Origin of the sequence: Ruegeria jejuensis (assembly GCF_041537905.1) — a bacterium.
GTDB lineage: Bacteria > Pseudomonadota > Alphaproteobacteria > Rhodobacterales > Rhodobacteraceae > Ruegeria_C.
This window is the reverse complement of sequence record NZ_JBGRUO010000027.1, coordinates 1-19579: the sequence shown is the minus strand read 5'-3', so window position 1 is coordinate 19579 and position 19579 is coordinate 1. Positions and strand designations below refer to the sequence as shown.

16 protein-coding genes are annotated in these 19579 nt (G+C 61.5%); 7 read left to right on the top strand and 9 right to left on the bottom strand.

Annotated features, from left to right (window positions below):
* Nucleotides 1-14: 14 nt before the first annotated feature.
* The 3 genes from AB1E34_RS22690 to AB1E34_RS22680 all read right to left on the bottom strand — a co-directional run bounded on the left by AB1E34_RS22690 (nt 15) and on the right by AB1E34_RS22680 (nt 3147).
* Nucleotides 15-1340 carry an aspartate aminotransferase family protein gene (locus tag AB1E34_RS22690; RefSeq protein WP_372574588.1) on the bottom strand — a complete coding sequence of 442 codons (1326 nt, stop codon included), beginning with the start codon at nt 1338-1340 and terminating at the stop codon, nt 15-17.
* A complete protein-coding gene (locus AB1E34_RS22685; RefSeq protein ID WP_372574587.1) occupies nt 1337-2092 on the bottom strand; it encodes a beta-keto acid cleavage family enzyme in 756 nt (251 codons plus the stop codon). Before AB1E34_RS22685 ends, AB1E34_RS22690 begins: the two co-directional genes overlap by 4 nt.
* Before the next feature lie 80 nt (nt 2093-2172).
* A complete protein-coding gene (locus AB1E34_RS22680; protein ID WP_372574586.1) occupies nt 2173-3147 on the bottom strand; it encodes a GlxA family transcriptional regulator in 975 nt (324 codons plus the stop codon).
* Between the two features lie 198 nt (nt 3148-3345).
* Between AB1E34_RS22680 and AB1E34_RS22675 the strand changes: the two genes are divergently transcribed.
* Both AB1E34_RS22675 and AB1E34_RS22670 read left to right on the top strand, forming a co-directional pair.
* Nucleotides 3346-4524, top strand: coding sequence for an efflux RND transporter periplasmic adaptor subunit (locus AB1E34_RS22675; RefSeq protein WP_372574585.1), 1179 nt, complete (start codon nt 3346-3348; stop codon nt 4522-4524).
* 3 nt (nt 4525-4527) lie between these two features.
* Nucleotides 4528-7680, top strand: coding sequence for an efflux RND transporter permease subunit (locus AB1E34_RS22670; RefSeq protein WP_372574584.1), 3153 nt, complete (start codon nt 4528-4530; stop codon nt 7678-7680).
* 122 nt (nt 7681-7802) lie between these two features.
* Here AB1E34_RS22670 and AB1E34_RS22665 read toward each other — a convergent pair whose 3' ends face one another.
* Genes AB1E34_RS22665 through AB1E34_RS22655 form a run of 3 tightly spaced genes read right to left on the bottom strand, consistent with a single transcriptional unit; the run spans nt 7803 to nt 10225 of the window.
* Complete coding sequence (locus tag AB1E34_RS22665) at nt 7803-8717, bottom strand: ribokinase (RefSeq protein ID WP_372574583.1); 915 nt, start codon at nt 8715-8717, stop codon at nt 7803-7805.
* Between the two features lie 3 nt (nt 8718-8720).
* Nucleotides 8721-9167: an RbsD/FucU family protein gene (locus AB1E34_RS22660; RefSeq protein ID WP_372574582.1), complete on the bottom strand. Its 447-nt coding sequence runs from the start codon at nt 9165-9167 to the stop codon at nt 8721-8723.
* A 23-nt stretch (nt 9168-9190) separates the two neighbouring features.
* Nucleotides 9191-10225 (bottom strand): ABC transporter ATP-binding protein, encoded by a 1035-nt coding sequence (locus AB1E34_RS22655; protein WP_372574581.1) that lies wholly within the window; start codon nt 10223-10225, stop codon nt 9191-9193.
* Between the two features lie 216 nt (nt 10226-10441).
* Between AB1E34_RS22655 and AB1E34_RS22650 the strand changes: the two genes are divergently transcribed.
* The 3 genes from AB1E34_RS22650 (at nt 10442) to AB1E34_RS22640 (ending at nt 14211) form a co-directional block, all read left to right on the top strand.
* The gene (locus AB1E34_RS22650; RefSeq protein ID WP_372574580.1) at nt 10442-12067 is read left to right on the top strand and encodes an extracellular solute-binding protein; all 1626 of its coding nucleotides are present in this window, start codon (nt 10442-10444) and stop codon (nt 12065-12067) included.
* A 126-nt stretch (nt 12068-12193) separates the two neighbouring features.
* The gene (locus AB1E34_RS22645) at nt 12194-13297 is read left to right on the top strand and encodes a carbohydrate ABC transporter permease (RefSeq protein WP_372574579.1); all 1104 of its coding nucleotides are present in this window, start codon (nt 12194-12196) and stop codon (nt 13295-13297) included.
* Nucleotides 13294-14211 carry a carbohydrate ABC transporter permease gene (locus AB1E34_RS22640; protein WP_372574578.1) on the top strand — a complete coding sequence of 306 codons (918 nt, stop codon included), beginning with the start codon at nt 13294-13296 and terminating at the stop codon, nt 14209-14211. The genes AB1E34_RS22645 and AB1E34_RS22640 overlap by 4 nt, the downstream gene beginning before the upstream one ends.
* 16 nt (nt 14212-14227) lie before the next feature.
* Here the strand turns inward: AB1E34_RS22640 and AB1E34_RS22635 are convergent, their stop codons facing one another.
* Genes AB1E34_RS22635 through AB1E34_RS22625 form a run of 3 tightly spaced genes read right to left on the bottom strand, consistent with a single transcriptional unit; the run spans nt 14228 to nt 17612 of the window.
* Entirely contained in the window at nt 14228-15721 is a 1494-nt protein-coding gene (locus AB1E34_RS22635) for an FGGY-family carbohydrate kinase (RefSeq protein ID WP_372574577.1), read from the bottom strand.
* Nucleotides 15721-16815 carry a M42 family metallopeptidase gene (locus tag AB1E34_RS22630; RefSeq protein WP_372574576.1) on the bottom strand — a complete coding sequence of 365 codons (1095 nt, stop codon included), beginning with the start codon at nt 16813-16815 and terminating at the stop codon, nt 15721-15723. The genes AB1E34_RS22635 and AB1E34_RS22630 overlap by 1 nt, the downstream gene beginning before the upstream one ends.
* A complete protein-coding gene (locus AB1E34_RS22625; protein ID WP_372574575.1) occupies nt 16812-17612 on the bottom strand; it encodes a BtpA/SgcQ family protein in 801 nt (266 codons plus the stop codon). Before AB1E34_RS22625 ends, AB1E34_RS22630 begins: the two co-directional genes overlap by 4 nt.
* Nucleotides 17613-17701: 89 nt before the next feature.
* Between AB1E34_RS22625 and AB1E34_RS22620 the strand changes: the two genes are divergently transcribed.
* Nucleotides 17702-18730 (top strand): aldo/keto reductase, encoded by a 1029-nt coding sequence (locus AB1E34_RS22620; protein ID WP_372574574.1) that lies wholly within the window; start codon nt 17702-17704, stop codon nt 18728-18730.
* Nucleotides 18727-19509: an amidohydrolase family protein gene (locus tag AB1E34_RS22615; protein WP_372574573.1), complete on the top strand. Its 783-nt coding sequence runs from the start codon at nt 18727-18729 to the stop codon at nt 19507-19509. Before AB1E34_RS22620 ends, AB1E34_RS22615 begins: the two co-directional genes overlap by 4 nt.
* Nucleotides 19510-19579 lie beyond the last annotated feature (70 nt).

The window sequence follows — 19579 nt, the reverse complement described above, 5'->3', positions numbered from 1 at the left end:
GTCCGGTGGCATAGCTACATATTCAGAACCTGATCGATCGCCGCCGTCAGCCGGTCGGCAATCAGGTCCGCATCGCTCTCTGCCATCACAAAGGGCGGTGCCAGCAACACGTGATCCCCCTGCCTGCCGTCGCGGGTGCCCGGCATCGGGTAGCAGATCAGCCCCTGGCCCATTGCCGCCGCCTTCAGCTTGCCCGCCAGCCCCAGCGCCGGGTCGAACGGGGCCTTTCTGGCGCGGTCCTGCACCAGTTCCACGCCCCGGAACAAGCCGCGCCCGCGAATATCGCCCACATGCGGATGCTGGCCCAGCCGGTCGTGCAGGGCGGCGTCCAACTGGGCTCCACGCTCCTGCACCTGTGGCATCAGGTCCCGCTCCAGCATCTCGGACAGCACTGCATGCCCGGCGGCGGTGGCAACCGGATGGCCGATATAGGTGTGGCCGTGTTGAAAAAAGCCCGACCCATCCGCAATCGCCCGATAGATATCTGCCGAGCACAACATCGCGCCAATGGGCTGGTATCCGGCCCCGAGCCCCTTGGCGATGGTCAGGATGTCAGGCCGCACATCTTCCCCCTTGCAGGCAAAGAGATGTCCGGTCCGGCCCATGCCGCACATCACCTCATCAAGGATCAAGAGCACGCCGTAAGTATCACATATCTCACGGATACGCGCAAAGTATCCCTCGACCGCAGGCACCGCGCCAAGGGTGGCACCAACCACCGGTTCGGCGATGAAGGCCATGACGGTTTCGGGGCCGAGGCGCAGGATTTCTGCCTCCAGCTCATCCGCGACACGGCGTCCGTATTCGGCTGGCGTCTCAGTCTCGCGGCGCTCGGCATATTCGTAGCAGGGCGCGATATGGCTGACGCCGATCAGCAACGGGTCGAACTGTTGCCGCCGCCACGCATTGCCGCCCGCCGCCAGCGCGCCCAGCGTGTTGCCATGATAGCTCTGCCGCCGTGCGATCAGGTTGCGCCGTTCGGGCTGGCCGATTTCAAGATAATATTGCCGGGCCAGTTTGATCGCGGCTTCGACCGCCTCGGAGCCGCCAGAGACGAAATAGGCGCGCTCGATCCCCTCGGGTGCCTGCGCGATCAGCAGATCGGCCAGTTGCTCGGCGGGTTCGGAGGTGAAGAAACCGGTATGAGCAAAGGCCAGTTGGTCGACCTGGTCCTTGACCGCCTGCCGCACCCGCGCATTTGAATGGCCCAGACAGGACACTGCGGCACCGCCCGAGGCATCGAAATAGCGCTTGCCCTGCCCGTCGATCAGATAACAGCCCTCGCCCGCGACGGCCGTGGGCAGGTCTGCGCGGCAATGGCGCGGGAAGACATGGCTCATGGAAACTCCCTTTCCAACTCGGCCCGCAGCGCGGCGACCGCGGCTGCATTGTCGGGCCATTCACTTCCATCCGGCGCGTGCAGGTTGTTTTCGAACCCGACCCGCAGATACTCCGCCCCGGACCGGGCGGCGGCGATCAGGCATTCCTGTTCCTGCGCTCCAAAAGCGCAAAGGCTGAACCGCAGACCGGCCAGTTTTGGCAAGAGCGCCGCAAGCTCCTTGCGATGCCCGGGTCGCGCTGGGGCATAGGCGCCCAGAACGCAAATCACCTCATCCTGTTCGGGCCGGACAATCCCCATGCTGCGCCAATCGCGCAGCAGCGCAAGGTCATCTGCGTCATAGAGGATATGCTGCACGCGCGTGTTCTGCGCGGCGCAGAGCGCATAGAGCGGCGCGGCGATCTCGGGCGCGCGTTTGATCTCGCGCACCGAGACACTGGCCCAAGATGGCGCCAGCGCCTCAAGGCAGGCAAACTGCGCCTCTGGCGCATAGCGCCCGGCCGCTTCGGTGGTGATCTGCAGCTCCAACCCGTCCACCTCGCGCAACGCGGCGAGCGCCTCGCGATAGAGGCCTGCATCCAGCGAATGCCCGCCCGAGGCGTCGCGCACATGCAGGTGCAGCGCATCTGCCCCGGCGGCGCGACAGGTCCGGGCCGTGTGTTGAAGGTCAGCAGGCGTCAGCGGCAAAGCCGAGTGATCGGATTTGCTGCGGCGCGCGCCATTGGGCGCAACCATGATGCGGGGTCGTGTCATGTTGGGTTCTCTCTTTCACCAGAGAGCTAAGATATGGCGCGGCGCCACACCTGAGCGAAACCGACATGTACCGGGTGGGGTTACGACATCGCCCGCTTGCGGTCATCAGATGGAAGAACGCCGAACAACCGCTTGTAAACACGTGAAAATGTCACCGGCTTAAAACCATAATCCAGGGCGATCTCGGTCAGCTCGCGGCGGCCTGACAACACATCGAGCCGCGCATCCTCAAGGCGAAGCTGGGAATAGACCCGCCCCGGCGGCTGGTCGAACTCCTGCTCGAAAAGCCGTTCCAGCTGGCGTTGGGAAATGCCCAGCTCCACCGCTATCTGCGCGATGGAAAGCGGCGCAAAGAGGTTGGCCCGCATCCGGCGCAGCGCGGCAAAGACCAGATGATTGGCGGTTTCGAACCGCATCTCGGAACTGCGGCGCTGCGGCGCGCGCCCATCGCGCACCGTGTCGATCACCAGCCGCGCGGCGATCTCATCGGCGGTCTCAGCCCCGTATTCGTCGCGCACCAGATGCAACATCAGATCGCTGGCCGCGCCGCCGCCCGCGCAGGTCGCGATCTGCGTGTCATGGGTAAACAGCGCGGCGGTCAGATCGATCTGGGGAAATTCCTGCCGCAGATAGGGAAAATCTTCCCAATGGGCGCTGACCGAGCGGCCATTCAGCAGCCCCGCCTGCGCCAGCCGCACCACGCCCGAAGAGACGCCCCAAACCGGGTAACCGCGCCGCGCCCAATTGCGCAGGCGCGCCGTCAGCTCGGGTTCGGGTGCCTTGCTGGCACGGGTGCCCGCCACAACCACCAACGTCGCACGCGGCGGGATATCGCAGAACTTGAGGTCAGGGATCAGCGCAAACCCGTTCGAGGCATGAACCGGGGCATCACTCAGGCTGCACGCCTTGTATCGCAGCCCGGCATCGGACCGCACACGGTGAAGCAGGCGCAGAACCTCGACCGCCGAGGAAAACGCCTGCATCGTAAAGCCTGCGTCCAGAACGAACACAAAAAGCCGCTCAGTCGCCGCGCCCATCTTTGCTGTTTCATCCATCACCGGCTCAGGTTAACCGCGCCGCGTTCCGGCGAGAAAGCCAAAAAACACAGCAGTGCCAATATTTAACTTGGCAATCTGGCGCTTGAGATATTCCCGGAATGCGGCCATCCTGCGAGGGATTGCCAGTGACTCGGGCTGCCACCCAAGGCAGAGCGTCACTGATCCAGATTGTCTAAATCAAGCGAGGCTCGTTGCATGCCGCCCCTTTCCTCCTGCACCTTTTCCCACGCGCGTGCGCCGCTTTCGCTGCGGCATTTCCTGAGCGGGATCGCCCTTGCCGGCACCCTCTGGACCGCGCCAGCCCATGCGCAGGAGACCGAAGCCGCCCCGCCGAAAGTGTCAATCGCCGCAGCCTATACGCAGGAAATCACGGATGAGGCCGTGTTCATCGGACGTGGCGAAGCGATCGATCAGGTCGATATTGTCGCCCGCGTCAGTGGTTTCCTTGAGGCGCAGAAGGTCGAGGATGGCGCGATTGTCGAAGAGGGCGAGCTGCTGTTTGAGATCGAGCCGGACCTCTATGAGGCAACGCTTGAGGCCCGCAAGGCCGATCTGGACAAGGCAGAGGCCAATCTGGAACTGGCCAAGCTGGAACTGGCACGGAAGGAAGAACTGCTGCGGCGCGACGCGGTGCCCGTCTCGGAACGCGACGTGGCGCGCGCCAACGAGCTTGAGGCCGAAGCCCAGATCAAGGCCGCCAAGGCCGCAATCCAGCAGGCAGAGCTTGATCTCAGCTATACCAAGATCGACGCGCCCTTCCCCGGCCGACTGGGCCGGGTGACCACCAGCGTCGGCGACATTGTCGGCCCGTCCAACCCGCCGCTGGTGACGCTGGTGCGCGAGGCCCCGATCTATGTGAGCTTTGCGATCAACGAGAAACTGCTGCTCAACGTGTTGCAGCAATCCGGCGAAACCACCGCCTCGCTTGCCACCTCGGATCAGAAACCGGATGTGTTCGTGGAACTGCCCAACGGCACCAAAATGGACGAAACCGGCCGCATCGTCTTTGTCGACAACCGGATCGACCCGCTGACCGGCGCGATCACCCTCCGCGCCGAGTTTGACAATACCAATCGCCTGCTGGTGGACGGGGCCTTTGTGCATGTCAGCATCCAGGCGCTGGAGCCGACCCAGAAGCTGCTGATCCCGCAGGCCGCGCTGCAGCGCGACCAGCGCGGCGATTTTGTGCTGGTGGTCAATGACAAGCAGATGGTCGAGCAGCGCTATATCGAGACCGGCGATGTAGTGGATACGGCGATCATCGTGACCGAAGGCCTTGTCGCAGGCGAGAGCGTGATTGTCGAAGGACTGCAACGGGTCCGGCCCGGCGTGGCGGTGGATGCCGTCGTCGCCTCTGACACGCCGGGGGAATAACACATGTTCTCAGCCCTGTTCATCAGCCGGCCCAAGCTGGCGCTCGTCATTTCGCTGGTGCTGACGATCATGGGGGGTATCGGCTATCTGGTGTTGCCGGTGGCCCAGTTCCCCGACATCACGCCGCCCGTGGTCAGCGTGACCGCCAACTATACCGGCGCCAACGCGGAAACCGTTGAAAACACCGTCGCCGCCCCGATCGAGGCGCAGGTGAACGGCGTGGATGACATGATCTACATGACCTCCACTTCGGCCGATAACGGGTCCTATTCTCTGAACGTGACGTTTGAGGTGGGCACCGACCCCGATATCGCCTCGGTCAACGTACAGAACCGGGTGGCGCAGGCGATGGCCTCGCTGCCGACCGAGGTGACCTCTACAGGCGTCGTGACGCAGAAATCGTCGACCAACATGCTGCTTCTGGTAACGCTGACGTCGCCAGAGGGAACCTATGACAGCGTCTTTCTGTCCAACTACGCCTCGATCAACATCAAGGATGCGCTGGCGCGGATACAGGGCGTCGGCAGAGCCGATGTGCTGACCAATTTCGAATATGCCATGCGGATGTGGATGGACCCGGACAAGATGGCGGGCCTGTCGATCACGCCGGGCGATCTGATCAACGCCATTCGCGAACAGAATATCGAGGTGTCCGCAGGCTCGATTGGGGCACCGCCCGCCCCAGACGGGCAGACCTTTCAATACACGATCAAGACCAAGGGTCGCCTGACCTCTGCCAAGGAATTTGGAGAGATCGTGGTGCGCACCGGCGATGCCGGGGCGATTGTGCGCGTCCGCGACATCGCCCGTGTCGAGTTGGGGGCGGCCTCCTACACCGCGTCCGGTTATTATGAGGGCACCCCGGCGACGGTTTTGGCGATCTATCAGGCCCCCGGCGCCAATGCGCTGGCCGTCGCCGAGCGGGTCGAGGCCGAGATGGAACGGCTCTCGCGCGCCTTCCCCGATGACGTCGATTACCGGGTGCCGTTTGACTCCACGAAATTCGTTGAACAGTCGCTGAACGACGTGGTCACGACACTGATGCTCACCTTCGTGCTGGTGATCTCGGTCGTGTTCATTTTCCTCGGCAGTTGGCGCGCGACGATCATCCCGGCAGTGGCGATCCCGGTCTCACTGATCGGTACATTTGCCTTCTTGCTGGCCTTTGGCATGTCGCTCAACACCATCTCGCTCTTTGCGCTGGTACTGGCCATCGGCATCGTGGTGGATGACGCCATCGTTGTGGTCGAAAACGTCGAACGCATCATCGCCGAAGAGGGTCTGAGCCCGCCCGAGGCCACACGCAAGGCTATGGGGCAGATCACCGGACCGGTGATCGCCACCACACTGGTGCTGCTGGCGGTGTTTGTGCCCGTCACTTTCATGCCGGGGATCACCGGGCGGCTCTATTCGCAGTTTGCGATCACGATCTCGACCGCGGTGGTGATCTCGTCGATCAACGCGCTGACCCTGTCACCGGCCTTGTGCGGTCTGGTGCTGCGACCACGTTCGGGACCACCCAAGGGCCTGCTTGCCGTGTTCGAAGGTTTCATCGGTGGCGCCCGTACCGGCTATGTCGGCATCGTGCGCCGCATGCTGCGCCTGCCGATCATCGCGCTGGTCATCATCGCCGCAATCGGCGCGGGGGCCGGGACAATCTTCACCAATACCTCCAAAGGGTTCATCCCGCTTGAGGATAACGGCTATCTTTTCGTCGACATACAATTGCCGGATGCGGCGACGCTGTACCGGACCGAAGAGGTCACGGCGCGGTTCGATGAAAAGGTGCGGAATATCCCCGGCGTCGCCAACACCGTTCTGGTGAATGGTTTCTCACTCTTGAACGGGGTGACGCCGAACGGGGCCGCGATCTTTGTGAACCTGACCGGCTGGGACGAGCGCCAGACCGACGAGTTGAGCGCCGACGGTATTCTGGCGCAGGTTCTCGCGCTGGCCTATCAGGAATCCGCCGCCTCGATCATCGCGTTCAACCCACCCCCGATTCAGGGTCTGGGCATGTCGGCGGGCGTTGAGATGGAGGTTCAGCAAACCGGCGGCGGCACACCGCAGGATCTGGCCTCGGCCGTCGGCTCCTTTGTCTATGCTGCCAACCAAAGCCCGGAAATCGCACAATCCTACACCACGTTCCGCGCAAATGTGCCGCAGCTTTTTGTCGATCTGGACCGCGAAAAGGCCAAGACGCTGGAAGTGCCAATCTCCGAGGTGTTCCAGACCATGCAGGCCTATCTGGGGTCCTACTATGTGAATGACTTCAACCTGTTCGGGCGGGTCTATCGCGTGATGATCCAGGCCGAAGGCGAATATCGCGACAAGGTCGAGGATATCGGCAACCTCTATGTCCGCTCCAGCGTGGGCGAGATGGTGCCGCTTGGCACGCTGATCGATGTCGAGAACGTGCTGGGTCCGGTGCTGCTGAAACGGCACAACCTGTTCCGGTCTGCCACGGTCACGGCGGTACCCGCGCCCGGCCTGTCCAGCGGCGATGCGATCCGGGTGATGACCGAGACCTCCACCACCGCCCTGCCCCCCGGATATGCCTTTGAATGGACCGGCACCGCCCAGCAGCAGCTGGCCACTGGCGGGCTGGTACAGGTGATCCTGGTGCTGGCGATCATGTTCGCCTACCTGTTCCTGGTCGGCCAATATGAAAGCTGGTCGATGCCGGTCTCGATCCTGCTATCGGTGATCGTGGCCCTGTTCGGAGCGGTGGCGGCGGTCGCCGTGGTGGGCAGCGACATCAACCTCTATACCCAGATCGGGATCATCATGCTGGTGGGGCTTGCCTCGAAAAACGGCATTCTGATCGTCGAGTTTGCGATGGAGCAGCGCGCCAACGGTCTCAGCATCCGCGAAGCCGCTGCAGAAGCCGCCAGCCAGCGGTTCCGCGCCGTGATGATGACAGCGCTGTCCTTCCTGTTGGGCGTTGTGCCCTTGCTGGCCGCAAGTGGCGCGGGCGCGGCCAGCCAGAAGGCAATCGGTATCGCTGTCTTTGGCGGCATGCTGGCAGCGACACTGATCGGCGTGATCCTGGTGCCGGTCCTCTATGCGGTGATGCAGGGCATGCGCGAATGGCTCAAGGGCTCCAAGGGCAAGGACCCCGATCCTCCCGAAGACGCCGAAGCCACCGCCGGATAACACGAGCGCCCCGCCATTGGCGGGGCGTTTTCGTTCCGGGTCCGATGCTCTGCCGCGCAAGCAATCCCGGTTGCGCTTACCGCCGCTGCTGCGCGCTGCTGGTGCAGCGCATCAGACCCGAGTCAGCCGAGGGTCCGGAGCAGGTTTTCGACGGTTTCCCGCGCAGGCATGGAAGGGGCCGTTCCGGCTTTGGTGACCGACAGGCCGGCGGTCGCACAGCCATATCTCGCGGCCTCCTCTGGCGTGTTTCCATCCGACAATGCTGCGGCAAAGCCACCGTTGAAGGCATCGCCCGCGCCGGTGGTTTCAACAACTGGGCCTGCATTCACCGCGGGGATTATCCCGTGACCATCCAGATGTACCCCATGCTCTCCGAGCGTGATGATTGGTGTTTTGACACCGAGGGACCGCAACGCCTCGCAGGCTTTGGCGGCGTCGTCTTCGGTTTCGACCGCGAGGCCCGTCAGCGCCTCGCATTCTGTTTCATTCGGCGTGACATAGTCACACAGGGCAAGCATCCCTTCGGGCAGCGCGGCGGCAGGGGCCGGGTTCAGAATCGTTGTGACACCGGCAGTGTGGGCAATCTCCAACCCGCGTAGCGCCGCGTCCATCGGTTGCTCCAGCTGCGTCACAAAAACATCTGCGCTGACAATCAGGTCCGCATGCGCTTCGACCGTTTTCACGTCAATCAGAGCGGCAGCGCCGGGTGCGATGATAATGGCGTTGTCGCCGGTCTTCTCCTCGATGAAGATATGCGCGGCCCCGGTGTAGCTGTCCGCGATCTGGTCAACATGGGGCGTCACCCCCGCGCCCGCCCATGTCTCAAGGGCGAGCTTTGCAAAATCGTCCTGCCCGAGTTTGGAGATAAAGTGCGTGTCTGCCCCCATGCGCGCGCAGGCAACCGCCTGGTTCGAGCCCTTGCCACCGGGCCCCAGCGCAAAGGAGTTGCCCATGATGGTCTCGCCCATCTTCGGCATGCGGTCGGCCCGATAGGCGGTGTCGGCGACAAAGACGCCCAGAATGACAACCTTGCCCATGGCTTACTCCTCTTCCGGCGGCACGACGCCTTTGCGAAAGGCGAAACAGCCATAGAACCTGCGCTCGCCGGTCTGGATGACCGCATAGGCCTGTTTTGCCCGCTCATAAAACGCATAGCGTTCGATGCCGATCATTGTTGGTCCCCCAACGGCGCTGACCTGCGCCTGCATCTCTTCCATCACCGGCAGGATCGTGTCGGGTTCGTCAACCACCTCCATCCGTGCAGCCGCATCGTCCACAAACGTGTCGAGCGGATAGACCGACAGAACCGCTTTGGCGACCTCGGCGGCGGGGCGATCGATGCGCAGCACCTCGCCCAGCACGGTTTCGCGCGCGACACTGTCAGAGGGGAAATTGGTATCGGCGATGATCAGGTCATCCCCATGTCCCATGGCGCGCAGCGCATAGAGCACATCGGCATTCAGAATCGGGTCAATACCTTTGAGCATTTTGGCCTCTCAACAATTGGGTTTCACAATCTCGCACCGCTATCGGCATCAAAGACATGCAGGTGATCGGGGTCGGGCTTCAGATGGATGGTCTGGCCCGGTTCGAATTCGTGACGCTCGCGGAAAATAGCGGTCACGTCCTGGTCCTGGAAACGGGCGAAAACCATCGTTTCCGCACCGGTTGGCTCGACCACCTTGACCTGCATGGGCAGGCCATCCTCGGCCAGGATCAGGTGTTCTGGCCTGACGCCGAGCTTGACGCGCCCCGCCCCGGTCGGCCCACCAAACTGAAACCCGCCGACGCGCACTGTGTCGCCCGACAGATCTCCGGACAGCAGGTTCATCGATGGGGCACCGATGAAGGTGGCCACAAACTCGTTGCTTGGATTGTCATACAGGTCCAGCGGGGTACCGATCTGTTCGATGACGCCATCTTGCATCACCACGATCCTGTCCGCCAGGGTCATGGCCTCGATCTGATCGTGGGTCACAAACACCGTTGTCGTCTTCAGACGCTGATGCAATTCCTTGATTTCGGTGCGCATCTGAATGCGCAGTTTGGCGTCGAGGTTGGACAGTGGTTCGTCAAACAGGAAGACCTGCGGATCGCGCACGATGGCGCGCCCCATGGCGACCCGTTGCCGCTGGCCACCGGACAGGTGGCGCGGCTTGCGGTCGAGATATTCGGTCAGGCTCAGTATCTCTGCCGCTTCCTTGACGCGCCGGTCGATCTCGGCCCGGTCCGCCTTGGCCACCTTCAGCGCAAAGCCCATGTTTTCGGCCACGGATTTGTGCGGATAAAGCGCATAGGTCTGAAACACCATGGCGATGTCACGCTCGGACGGTGGCAGGTTGTTCACGACCCGATCACCGATGGCAATCGTGCCGCTATCGATCGGCTCCAGCCCGGCGATCATGCGCAAAAGGGTGGACTTGCCGCAACCAGACGGGCCGACCAAAGCCACAAATTCCCCATCCGCGATTTCGACATTCAGCCCGTGAATGACCTCTGTCGCGCCATAGGACTTGCGCACTTCAAGAATTTTGACGTCTGCCATGCCTGCCTGCATCCCCCTCAGAACCCGGAGGTTAGACAAAGGAAATTGAGCTGTCCACGCCGGGCGGCGGGTTTTGTTGACTCAACGTCAATCTGGACCATACTGGCGCGATGCGGGGAGCTCATGTCAGCACAGCCTGTTCTTTTACCGGTGTAATTTTCTGCGACTGCATCCCTGCAGATAAGAATAACCATACGTTTTCTTGGGAGGATTGTCGTGAAGGTTGAACTCTACAACTACATCAAGGCCGCGCAAAAAATGAACCGGCGCCAGATGCTCAAAGGCTCCGCCGCGCTTGGCGCAGTGGCGATGATGCCAAAGTCAGCTATGGCACAGGACAGCGGCAATATCCGCGCCGAGATCCTGAAGATACCCGGCGTTGGGGCTGGCTCTCCGACCGATGGCGATTGGCAAAAAGTCGGTGAGATGTGCCTGGGCGCGACAAAAACCAATGTCGCCGAGGGCGAGTTTGACGGTGTTGAACTGACCTTCATGGGCCTCAACAATCAGAACCTGCACAACTTCCTGTTCCGCGGTTTTCTGAAACCGTGGGAGGCCTATACCGGCGCCAAGATCAACTGGATCGATTTGGCGCAGGCGGACTATAACGCGCGGCTGCAGCAATCCATCGCAACCGGGACCGTGGATTTCGACATTATCGAAATGGGCGCCCCGTTCGAGGGCGATGTTCTGGGCAAGGGCCTTGCCTCCGAGATGCCCGATTGGGTGAAAGAGCAGATCGACATGGACGATTATGTCGACTACCTCAAGGCGCCCGTAGGGACCTGGGATGGCAAGACCTATCGCGTGTCGATTGATGGCGATTGCCACACATTTGCGTATCGCAAGGACTATTTCGGCCCCGATTCAATCACCGGGCGCGAGGTGCCGAAGACCTGGAAAGATTTGAATGACATCACCAAGGAGCTGATCGGCAAGGAAGACCCGCTGACCGGCCTTCCGGCTCACGGGTATCTCGATCCACTCAAAGGCTGGGGTGGGTTTGGTTTCTATTTCCTCGAAAACCGCGCCGCGGCCTATGCCAAACATCCCGACAACCCGGCCTGGCTGTTCGATCCCGAGACAATGACGCCGATGGTCAACAACCCGGCATGGGTGCAGGCCATTCAGGACGTGATGGACCTGATCGAGGCCGGTGCCTATCCGACCGACCAGATCAACGCAGACCCCGGCACCACTGCGTTCCAGCAGTTTCTGGCCGGAACCGGCTCGATGCTGATGTGGTGGGGCGATGTGGGCTCCAGCGCGCGAACCTCGGATACATCCGTGGTGGGCGACGTGGTCGGCTTTGGCATCAACCCGGGCGCTGACAAGGTTTACAACGCCAAGACCAGCGCATGGGAAGAGACCTATAACGAAGCGCCCAACATGGCCTATATCGGCTGGGGCGTTTACGTGATGGCCACGGTCGAGGGCGACGAGAAAAAGAAGAAGGCCGCCTGGTCGGCTGCGGCGCATCTGGGCGGCAAGGACTTGTCGCTCTGGGCCTCTGCCTACCCGTCCGGCTTCCAGCCCTACCGCAACTCGCACTTCCGCTTCGAGGAATGGGAAGAGGCGGGTTATGACCGCGACTATGTCGAGGATTATCTGGGATCGAACGCGGATAGCTACAATCACAAGAACGCTGCGATCGAACCGCGCATTCCGGGCATCTTCCAATACTATTCGGTGGCCGAAGACGAGCTGGCCAAGGGCTATGCCGGGCAACACGGCTCGGCGCAGGAAACGGCGGATGCAATTGCCGCCGCCTGGGAGAAGATCACCGACCAGATCGGCCGCGACAACCAGATCGCCGTCTACAAGGCCTCGCTGGGTCTCTAACTCGGGTCGGATAAACTCCGAGCGGGCGGCACCGGAGCGCCGCCCGCCCTTTCATCAACCCCATGGTCCGAGGCCAGATTTGCCATCCTTTTTTGCGTATCAAGACCACGTCGCTAGAGCTTTCGCATGACGTCAGAGGGCGACCTTCTTCATACCGTGACCGCCGAAAACATCTCGGACAGCCGAAAGCATCTGGGCAAGCTGCTGGTCTGGGGCACCGCCGGACTGTTTCTAGGGCTGGCGATCTGGCAGGCCCTGCACGAGGCGGGGCACATCGCTGCCGGGTTCGAGACCTGGCGTCCGGTGCTTTATGCCTACATGCTCTGGGCGACTTCGCTGTGCGTCGCGCAGGTCATCGTCAACGGCGAGAAAGGTAAACGCACCTTGTTTGTGCTGCCGGCCGCGCTGTTTGTGATCAGCCTTGTCGTCTTTCCGCTGCTGTTCGCGCTCTATATCTCGTTCACCGACTGGAACCTGGCCTCGCCCGCCGGTCCGCAGCCAAACGGCTGGGACAACATGGTTCAGATGTGGAATGACGGGTTCTACTGGAACGCGCTGAAGAACATGGTCTACTACGTGCTTGCAGTCAGCGTGGAATATGTCATCGCCTTTGGCCTTGCCTTACTGCTGAACGCCCAGATCCGGGCGCGCAAATTCTTTCGCGTCGTCTTCCTGCTGCCCCTGATGCTCAGCCCGGTGGCCGTGTCCTGGATGATCGGCAAATCCATGCTGGAGGTGCGCTTCGGCCCGATCTCGCGGATCATCCGCGAACTGGGCGGCGAGCCCAGCTTTTTCAGCAATCCCGAGATTGCACGTTTCATGATCATGGCGATGGATGCCTGGACCTTCATCCCCTTCATGATGATCATGCTGCTCGCCGGGCTGCAGGCCTTGCCCAAAGAGGTCATCGAAGCGTCCAAGGTCGACGGCGCGACCGGGTGGCAGAGCTTCAAGGAGGTTATCTTTCCCCTGATGCTGCCGGTCTCGGTGACCGCAATTGTGATCCGCATCATCTTCAAGCTGAAGCTGGCCGACATCATCATCAATGTCACCTCCGGCGGGCCGGGCGGTGCCACGGACAGCGTGACGAGCTTCATCTTCCGTGAATATCGCGACCGCTCCAATGTGGGATATGGCACGCTGCTGGCGATGATCTATCTGGTGCTGATCGTGATATTCGTCACCGCGCTTCTGAAGCTTGTCAGCCGTTGGATGGAGCGACCGGCATGAGCGGCGCGATTTTCAAGGATCACGATGCGGATCGGCGGGTGAAAGCCAAATGGTGGGCCAGCCGTTTTGCGATCTACGGGGCCTTGCTGGTGTGGACCGTGGTCTGCCTGTTTCCGATTTACTGGACGATCACAACCTCGTTCAAGCTGGCGCCTGATGTGATGAAAGGCAATGTCGTTCCCTGGTGGGATTTCACGCCAAGGTGGAAAGGCTGGGAATCCATCGGCATCTCGCCGCGGCTGATCGGCGAGGTGTCCACCGTGCGCGAAGAGTTCCTGAAACGCTTCTGGAACAGCGCTGTCGTGGCGATCTCGGCCTCGACCTTGGCCGTGGTGCTGGGCTCTCTCGCCGCCTACGGGCTGTCGCGGTTCAACTATCGGTTCGGCTTCATGAGGAACTCGGACATCTCGTTCTTCTTTCTCAGCCAGATGATCCTGCCGCCGGTCGTGCTGGCCCTGCCCTTTCTGGTGCTCTACAAGTCGCTCGCCCTGCTCGATAGCCGGATCGGGCTTATCCTGCTCTACACATTGATGGTTCTACCGATTGTCATCTGGATCATGCGAGACCAGTTCCAGGGCATTCCCATTGAGCTGGAAGAGGCCGCGCTCGTCGATGGGCTGGGGGTCTGGGGGGCGTTTCTGCAGATCGTGCTGCCCATCGCGCTGCCCGGCATGGTGGCGGCCTTTATCCTGTCGCTGGTCCTGTGCTGGAACGAGTATTTCTTTGCCGCGCTTCTGACCGCAACCAATGCAACGACTTTGCCCGTCATGGTCGCCTCGCAGACCGGATCACAAGGGATCAACTGGTGGTCGATGGCCGCCCTGTCATCGGCAGCAATTCTGCCCCTGATCATCGTGGCGATCTTTCTGGAGAAATACATCGTCAAAGGCATGGCCGCAGGTGCGGTGAAGTAGGCCCCTCGCCCAGCCTTCAGGGCGTGTCAAGCTCTGCCGCGATATCCTTGGTTTGCTCATAGAGCCTGCGGAACAAGCCATATGCCTTGTCGTAGGCCGCATTGGGCCGCGCCGTGATCTCTTTCACCGGAGGGTTCCAGGCGGCAATATCGCCGCGCTTGACCAAGCCCACCGCAAGAGCGGCCAGAAACGCGTCGCCATAGCTGGCTCCGGTCGATTTTTCGCACACCACCTGATCAATGCCGGTGATATCCGAGGTCGCCTGTAGCCAGAGCGCGTTCTTTGTCCCGCCGCCAACGGCCAAGAGTCGTTTGGGCGACTGGCCAAGCTCGGCGAATGTATCGGTGACATGCCGTGTGCCATGGGCGATGCCCTCGATCAGGGCGCGGTAGATATCGCCACGGGTATGGGTCAGGTTCAACCCAAACACCGTGCCCTTGGCGTGCACGTCATGGATCGGCGTCCGCTCGCCCGAGAAATAGGGCAAGACCAGCAATCCTTTCGCCCCCGGAGGTGAGGTGGCAGCTTCTTGGGCTAGGACCGAAAACGCCTCGTCCGCGGCCAAGTCGCGCGCGATCTGATCGCGAAACCAATGCGTTAGCGTGCCCGATGTGGCGAGTCCCGCCATCGAGGCGTGTTCGCCCTCAAAGAGCCACGGGGCATACCAGATACGCGGGTCCGAGACCTGTGTGGCGGCGCGCAGAATGATGAAAATGGTCGAGCCATACATCATCATCATATCGCCCGGCTGATCGACGCCAACGGAAAACGCCTCTGCGGCGGCGTCGATCGTGCCCGCTGTTACTGGCGTGCCCTCTGCCAGTCCCGTCTGTTCGGCTGCGGATCTGGTGATGTGGCCCGCGATCTCGTTTGACCACATCAGACGCGGCAATCTATCGAGCCCAATGATGTCATCCGCCAGATCGTCAACCCAGTCCTGCTTCGCCACATCATAAAGCGGTGAGAAATTCGCCGCCGTATAATGATCGATCAAGACCTCGCCCGTCAGGCGCTGCACAAGAAAGCTGGTCGAGGTGAGGATATGGGCGGTCCGTGCAAAAATCTCCGGCCGCTGCCTTTTGAGCCAAAGGATCTTGGGGCCCACCGATTGCGAAGTCAGGGCATTACCGCAGCGGGCAATGATCTTGTCTTCTCCGATCCGCTCGGTCAGCTCGCGCACTTCGGCTTCGGCGCGGGTGTCGACACCGTAGAGAACCCCGTTCATCAGCGGCGATCCATCCGCGTCGACCGGCAACATGCAAGGGCCGATTGCGCTGCAGGCCACCGCCTTGATCTCGCGCGCCTCGATACCGCTTTCGCGCAGGAGCGCCTGGCTGACATGGGTGAAATCACCCCACCAGTCTTCCTCTGGCCGATGTTCGGCCCAGCCGGGTTCGGGCACCAGCATTTTATGCGCGCGGTTGGCCTGGGCGTGGATCACACCGTCAGTGTCCACGAGAACGCCCTTGGTTTCATAGGTGCCGATGTCAATGCCCAGCGTATAAGCCATCAGGTATACTCATCCCGATCAAACGAGAAGTCCGGCCCGATACCCGCAAGACCGGCTTCGAGAAGATCGGCAAGGGCGACCAGATCACCCAGATCACAAACTTCTCTGGCGGAATGCGAATAGCGCATGGGATAGCCCAGGTCGATCGCAGCCACGCCAGCGCCGACCAGTTGCACATAGGACAGGTCGGTCAAGATGCCGGTCTGAGCACTGCGTTGCAGCGGGATGTCGTTTGCCTGCGCCACCCGATCAAACAGTTCGGTCAGCGCCGGATGCGGAATAACCCCGTTCAACGTCCCCCGCCCGTGAAAGGAATAGAGACTCATCCCCGGCCCCTGACCGAGCGCCATGTCCCCGCGCGCGGCCATGTCTGGCGTGTCGGTTGCAAGCATCAGGTCGATCTGGATGGCAATGTCGGGCTGCAATTGCTGCGCCAGCGGCTGCGCGCCACGCAGATTGAACTCCTCCTGCACCGTGAAGGCCAGGTGCACCGGCGGTCCGCTCTTGCGCGCTGACAGACGCCGCGCGACCTCCAGCAGAACGGCGCAGCCCGCGCGGTCGTCAACACTGGTGCCCGCGATCCGGTCATTGGCCAGCGAACGGGCATGCGGCGCATAAACAACGGGCGTGCCGATATCGATGCCTGCGGCAACCACCTCGGTGGAGGATCCAAACCCGGCGTCAACATAGAGGTCGGCATAGGGCAGCACCTTGTATTTCTCATCCGGTGCCGTCGCATGGTGGCTTTTGTTGGCGATGATGCCGGCAACATCGCGCCCCTCAGCGACGCAAAGCAAGATCTCCTGCGCCGCCAGGGCGCGCTCGGGAACGCCGCCGAGCCGTTCGAGCCTGATGCTCCCATCCGCCTCGATCCGGCGCACGACAAAGCCCAGCTGGTCCATATGCGTAAACAGCATCACGCCAGGACCCTCGCCCGGAAAATGCGCAACCAGATTGCCAAGCCGATCCGACGTGCAGGCAACACCGATCTCATCCAGACGCTGCCGGATCGCCCGCCGCACGCGGTCCTCGTGCCCCGACAGGCCCGGTATCACCATCAGATTCAGAAGATCGCGCTTGATCCGGTCTTTCATGCGCGGGCCTTTCGCGCCCGCGCCATGAAATCGCTGGCCCGATCAGGATCAACCGGGTTCCAGGTGTTGCCATCCACCTTCAGCGAAGACCCCACGATGCAGCCATCCGCAACGGCCAGCACATCTGCTACCGTCTCATGTTTGACCCCGGTATTGGCCATCACGGCGATATCGGGCAGCACCGCCTTAACGGCCTCAAGGTCGGACAGGGCGGCGGCCTCTCCGGTGATCTGGCCAGAGACCAGAACCGCGTCCGGGATGGAGGAGAACACCGCGCTGCGGGCCCGATCCGGTAAAGACCGCTGATCAAGGGAATGGGCGAATTCAGCCGAAATATTGTAGAGCATAACCATATCGGGCCGGTTCAGCCGGTCACGATAGCGCATCGCCCTACCGGCATCCGGTGTCCATGGCCCCATATCTGACGCATAGGTTCCGGTGAAAATCTCGCGCACAAACGCGGCCCCGGTGGCTGCCCCCAGCGCCACGCTCGACATCGGATCCCACAGAACGTTCACGCCGAATGGAACTCGGATTTCGGGTTTGAGCTGACCGATAATGGCGGCCATCGTCGCGGTCGAGGCCGTATCCACCTGAAACTCGTAGGGCCGGTCATTTTCATTGCCGAACATGACCGCGTCAAACCCAGCCTCCTGTAGCGCAACCAGATCTGCATGCGCCGCCGCAAGCAGATCAAAGGACGGATCAAAGAGCGGCGTTCCCGGCAAAGCCCCGATATGGACCATGCCGATCACTGGTTTGATCTTGCCGAATACGCGTTCAAAATTCTGTGTCATGCCGCCCTCCCTCGCAAGACTAAGTCCATGGGTCTGTTTACGTAAAGAAAAATTGGGTTAGGTTTGCGACATCGGAGAGGGAGAGTTCGATGGCTTTGAAGACACGGCACTGGGACCGGCTGGGTAATGGTGGTCTGACGTTCACGGAATTGGGCTTTGGCACGGCGCCACTGGGAAATCTCTACAAGGCGATCTCGGAGGAGGAAGCCCGCGCCACTCTGGACGCTGCCTGGGACGGAGGGGTGCGTTACTATGATACCGCGCCGCTTTATGGTCTGGGACTAGCGGAAACCCGGCTGAACCCGTTTCTGCGCGGCAAGCCCCGGTCGGACTATGTGCTCTCTTCCAAGGTCGGTAGGCTGATCCAGCACTGCGCGCCAGAACATCGCGCCGGTGTTGGCAAATGGTTCGACGTCCCGCTGCGACGCGAGCATTACGACTATAGCTATGACGGCGTCATGCGCTCGTTCGAGCATTCATTCGCGCGGCTTGGCGTCGATCAGATCGACATCCTGTATGTGCATGATCTGTGTATCTTCTCGCATGGCTCCAAAGAGGCCTCCGATACCCGCATTGAGGAGTTCTTTGGCGCGCGCGGATATGACGCCATGATATCGCTGCGGGATCAGGGGCTGATCAAGGCAATCGGCGGTGGCGTCAATGAATGGGAGGTCTGCCAGACACTGGCAGAGCGCGGCGATTTCGACCTGTTTCTGCTGGCCGGTCGATACACGTTGCTGGAACAGGATGCGCTGGACGGTTTCCTGCCGCTCTGCGAGGCGCGCGGCATCGGGATCGTGACGGGGGGCCCCTACAACTCTGGCATATTGGCAACCGGAGCCAAGCCCGGCGCTTATTACAACTATGAGGCGGCCCCGAAGGACATCCTGGATCGTGTGTCCGCGATCGAAGACGTGTGCCGCGATCATGGCGTCCGGCTGGTCGATGCGGCGTTCCAGTTTCCGCTGCTCCATCCGGCGCATGTGGCCGTCATCCCCGGCGGGCAACGCGCAAGCGAAACGGCCGACAATCTGCAAGCCGCACAGGCCGAGATACCGGGCGCATTCTGGGCAGACCTGAAGACCAGGGGCCTGATGCGAGAGGATGCGCCGACGTGAAGCTCGATGCGCATCAGCATTTCTGGCAACCCCTACGCGGGGACTATGACTGGATGCCCAAGGACAATCCGACGCTGAACCGCGCGTATGCGCCTTCTGATCTGGCCCCGCATCTCAAGGCACATGCCATCGAAGGGACGGTGCTGGTGCAGGCCGCCGCCAGTCTGGAAGAGACGGAATACCTGCTGGGCCTTGCCGATGCGACGCCGTTCGTGAAGGGCGTCGTCGGGTGGGTGGATTTCGAGAACCCAGATCATCACCGGCATTTGACCCGCTTGGCCTCACATCCGAAGTTTCTTGGCGTCCGGCCGATGATTCAGGACATTGCCGACGTGAACTGGATGCTGCGTGATGACATTCAATGGGCGTTTCGCGCCCTGATGGATCTGGACCTGACATTTGATGCCTTGGGCTTTCCCAGACATCTGCCGAATTTCCTGACACTCATGACCCGCTTCCCCGGTCTGCGCGTCGTCTATGATCACTGCATGAAACCGCAAATCCGCGATCAGCGCGCAGGACAAGACGCCTTTGCGAGCTGGGCGGAGGGCATATCTCGCCTTGCCGAGCAAACATCCGGGTTCTGCAAGCTCTCAGGCCTCGTGACTGAAGCGGATGCGGATTGGTCGATCGAGGACCTGCGTCCCTTCGCGCGGCACGTACTCGATGCCTTTGGCGCAAATCGCGTCATGTTCGGTAGCGATTGGCTTTGTTGCACAAATCTGGGTTTGAGGGCACTTCCCCCTTCCCCGGACGGACTTATCCTACCGGTTCCGTGACGGGTATGCCAAGAGCGGTGTAGCGGTTGAGCACCGCGATCCGGATCTGGAGCTCAGCGACTTGCCGATC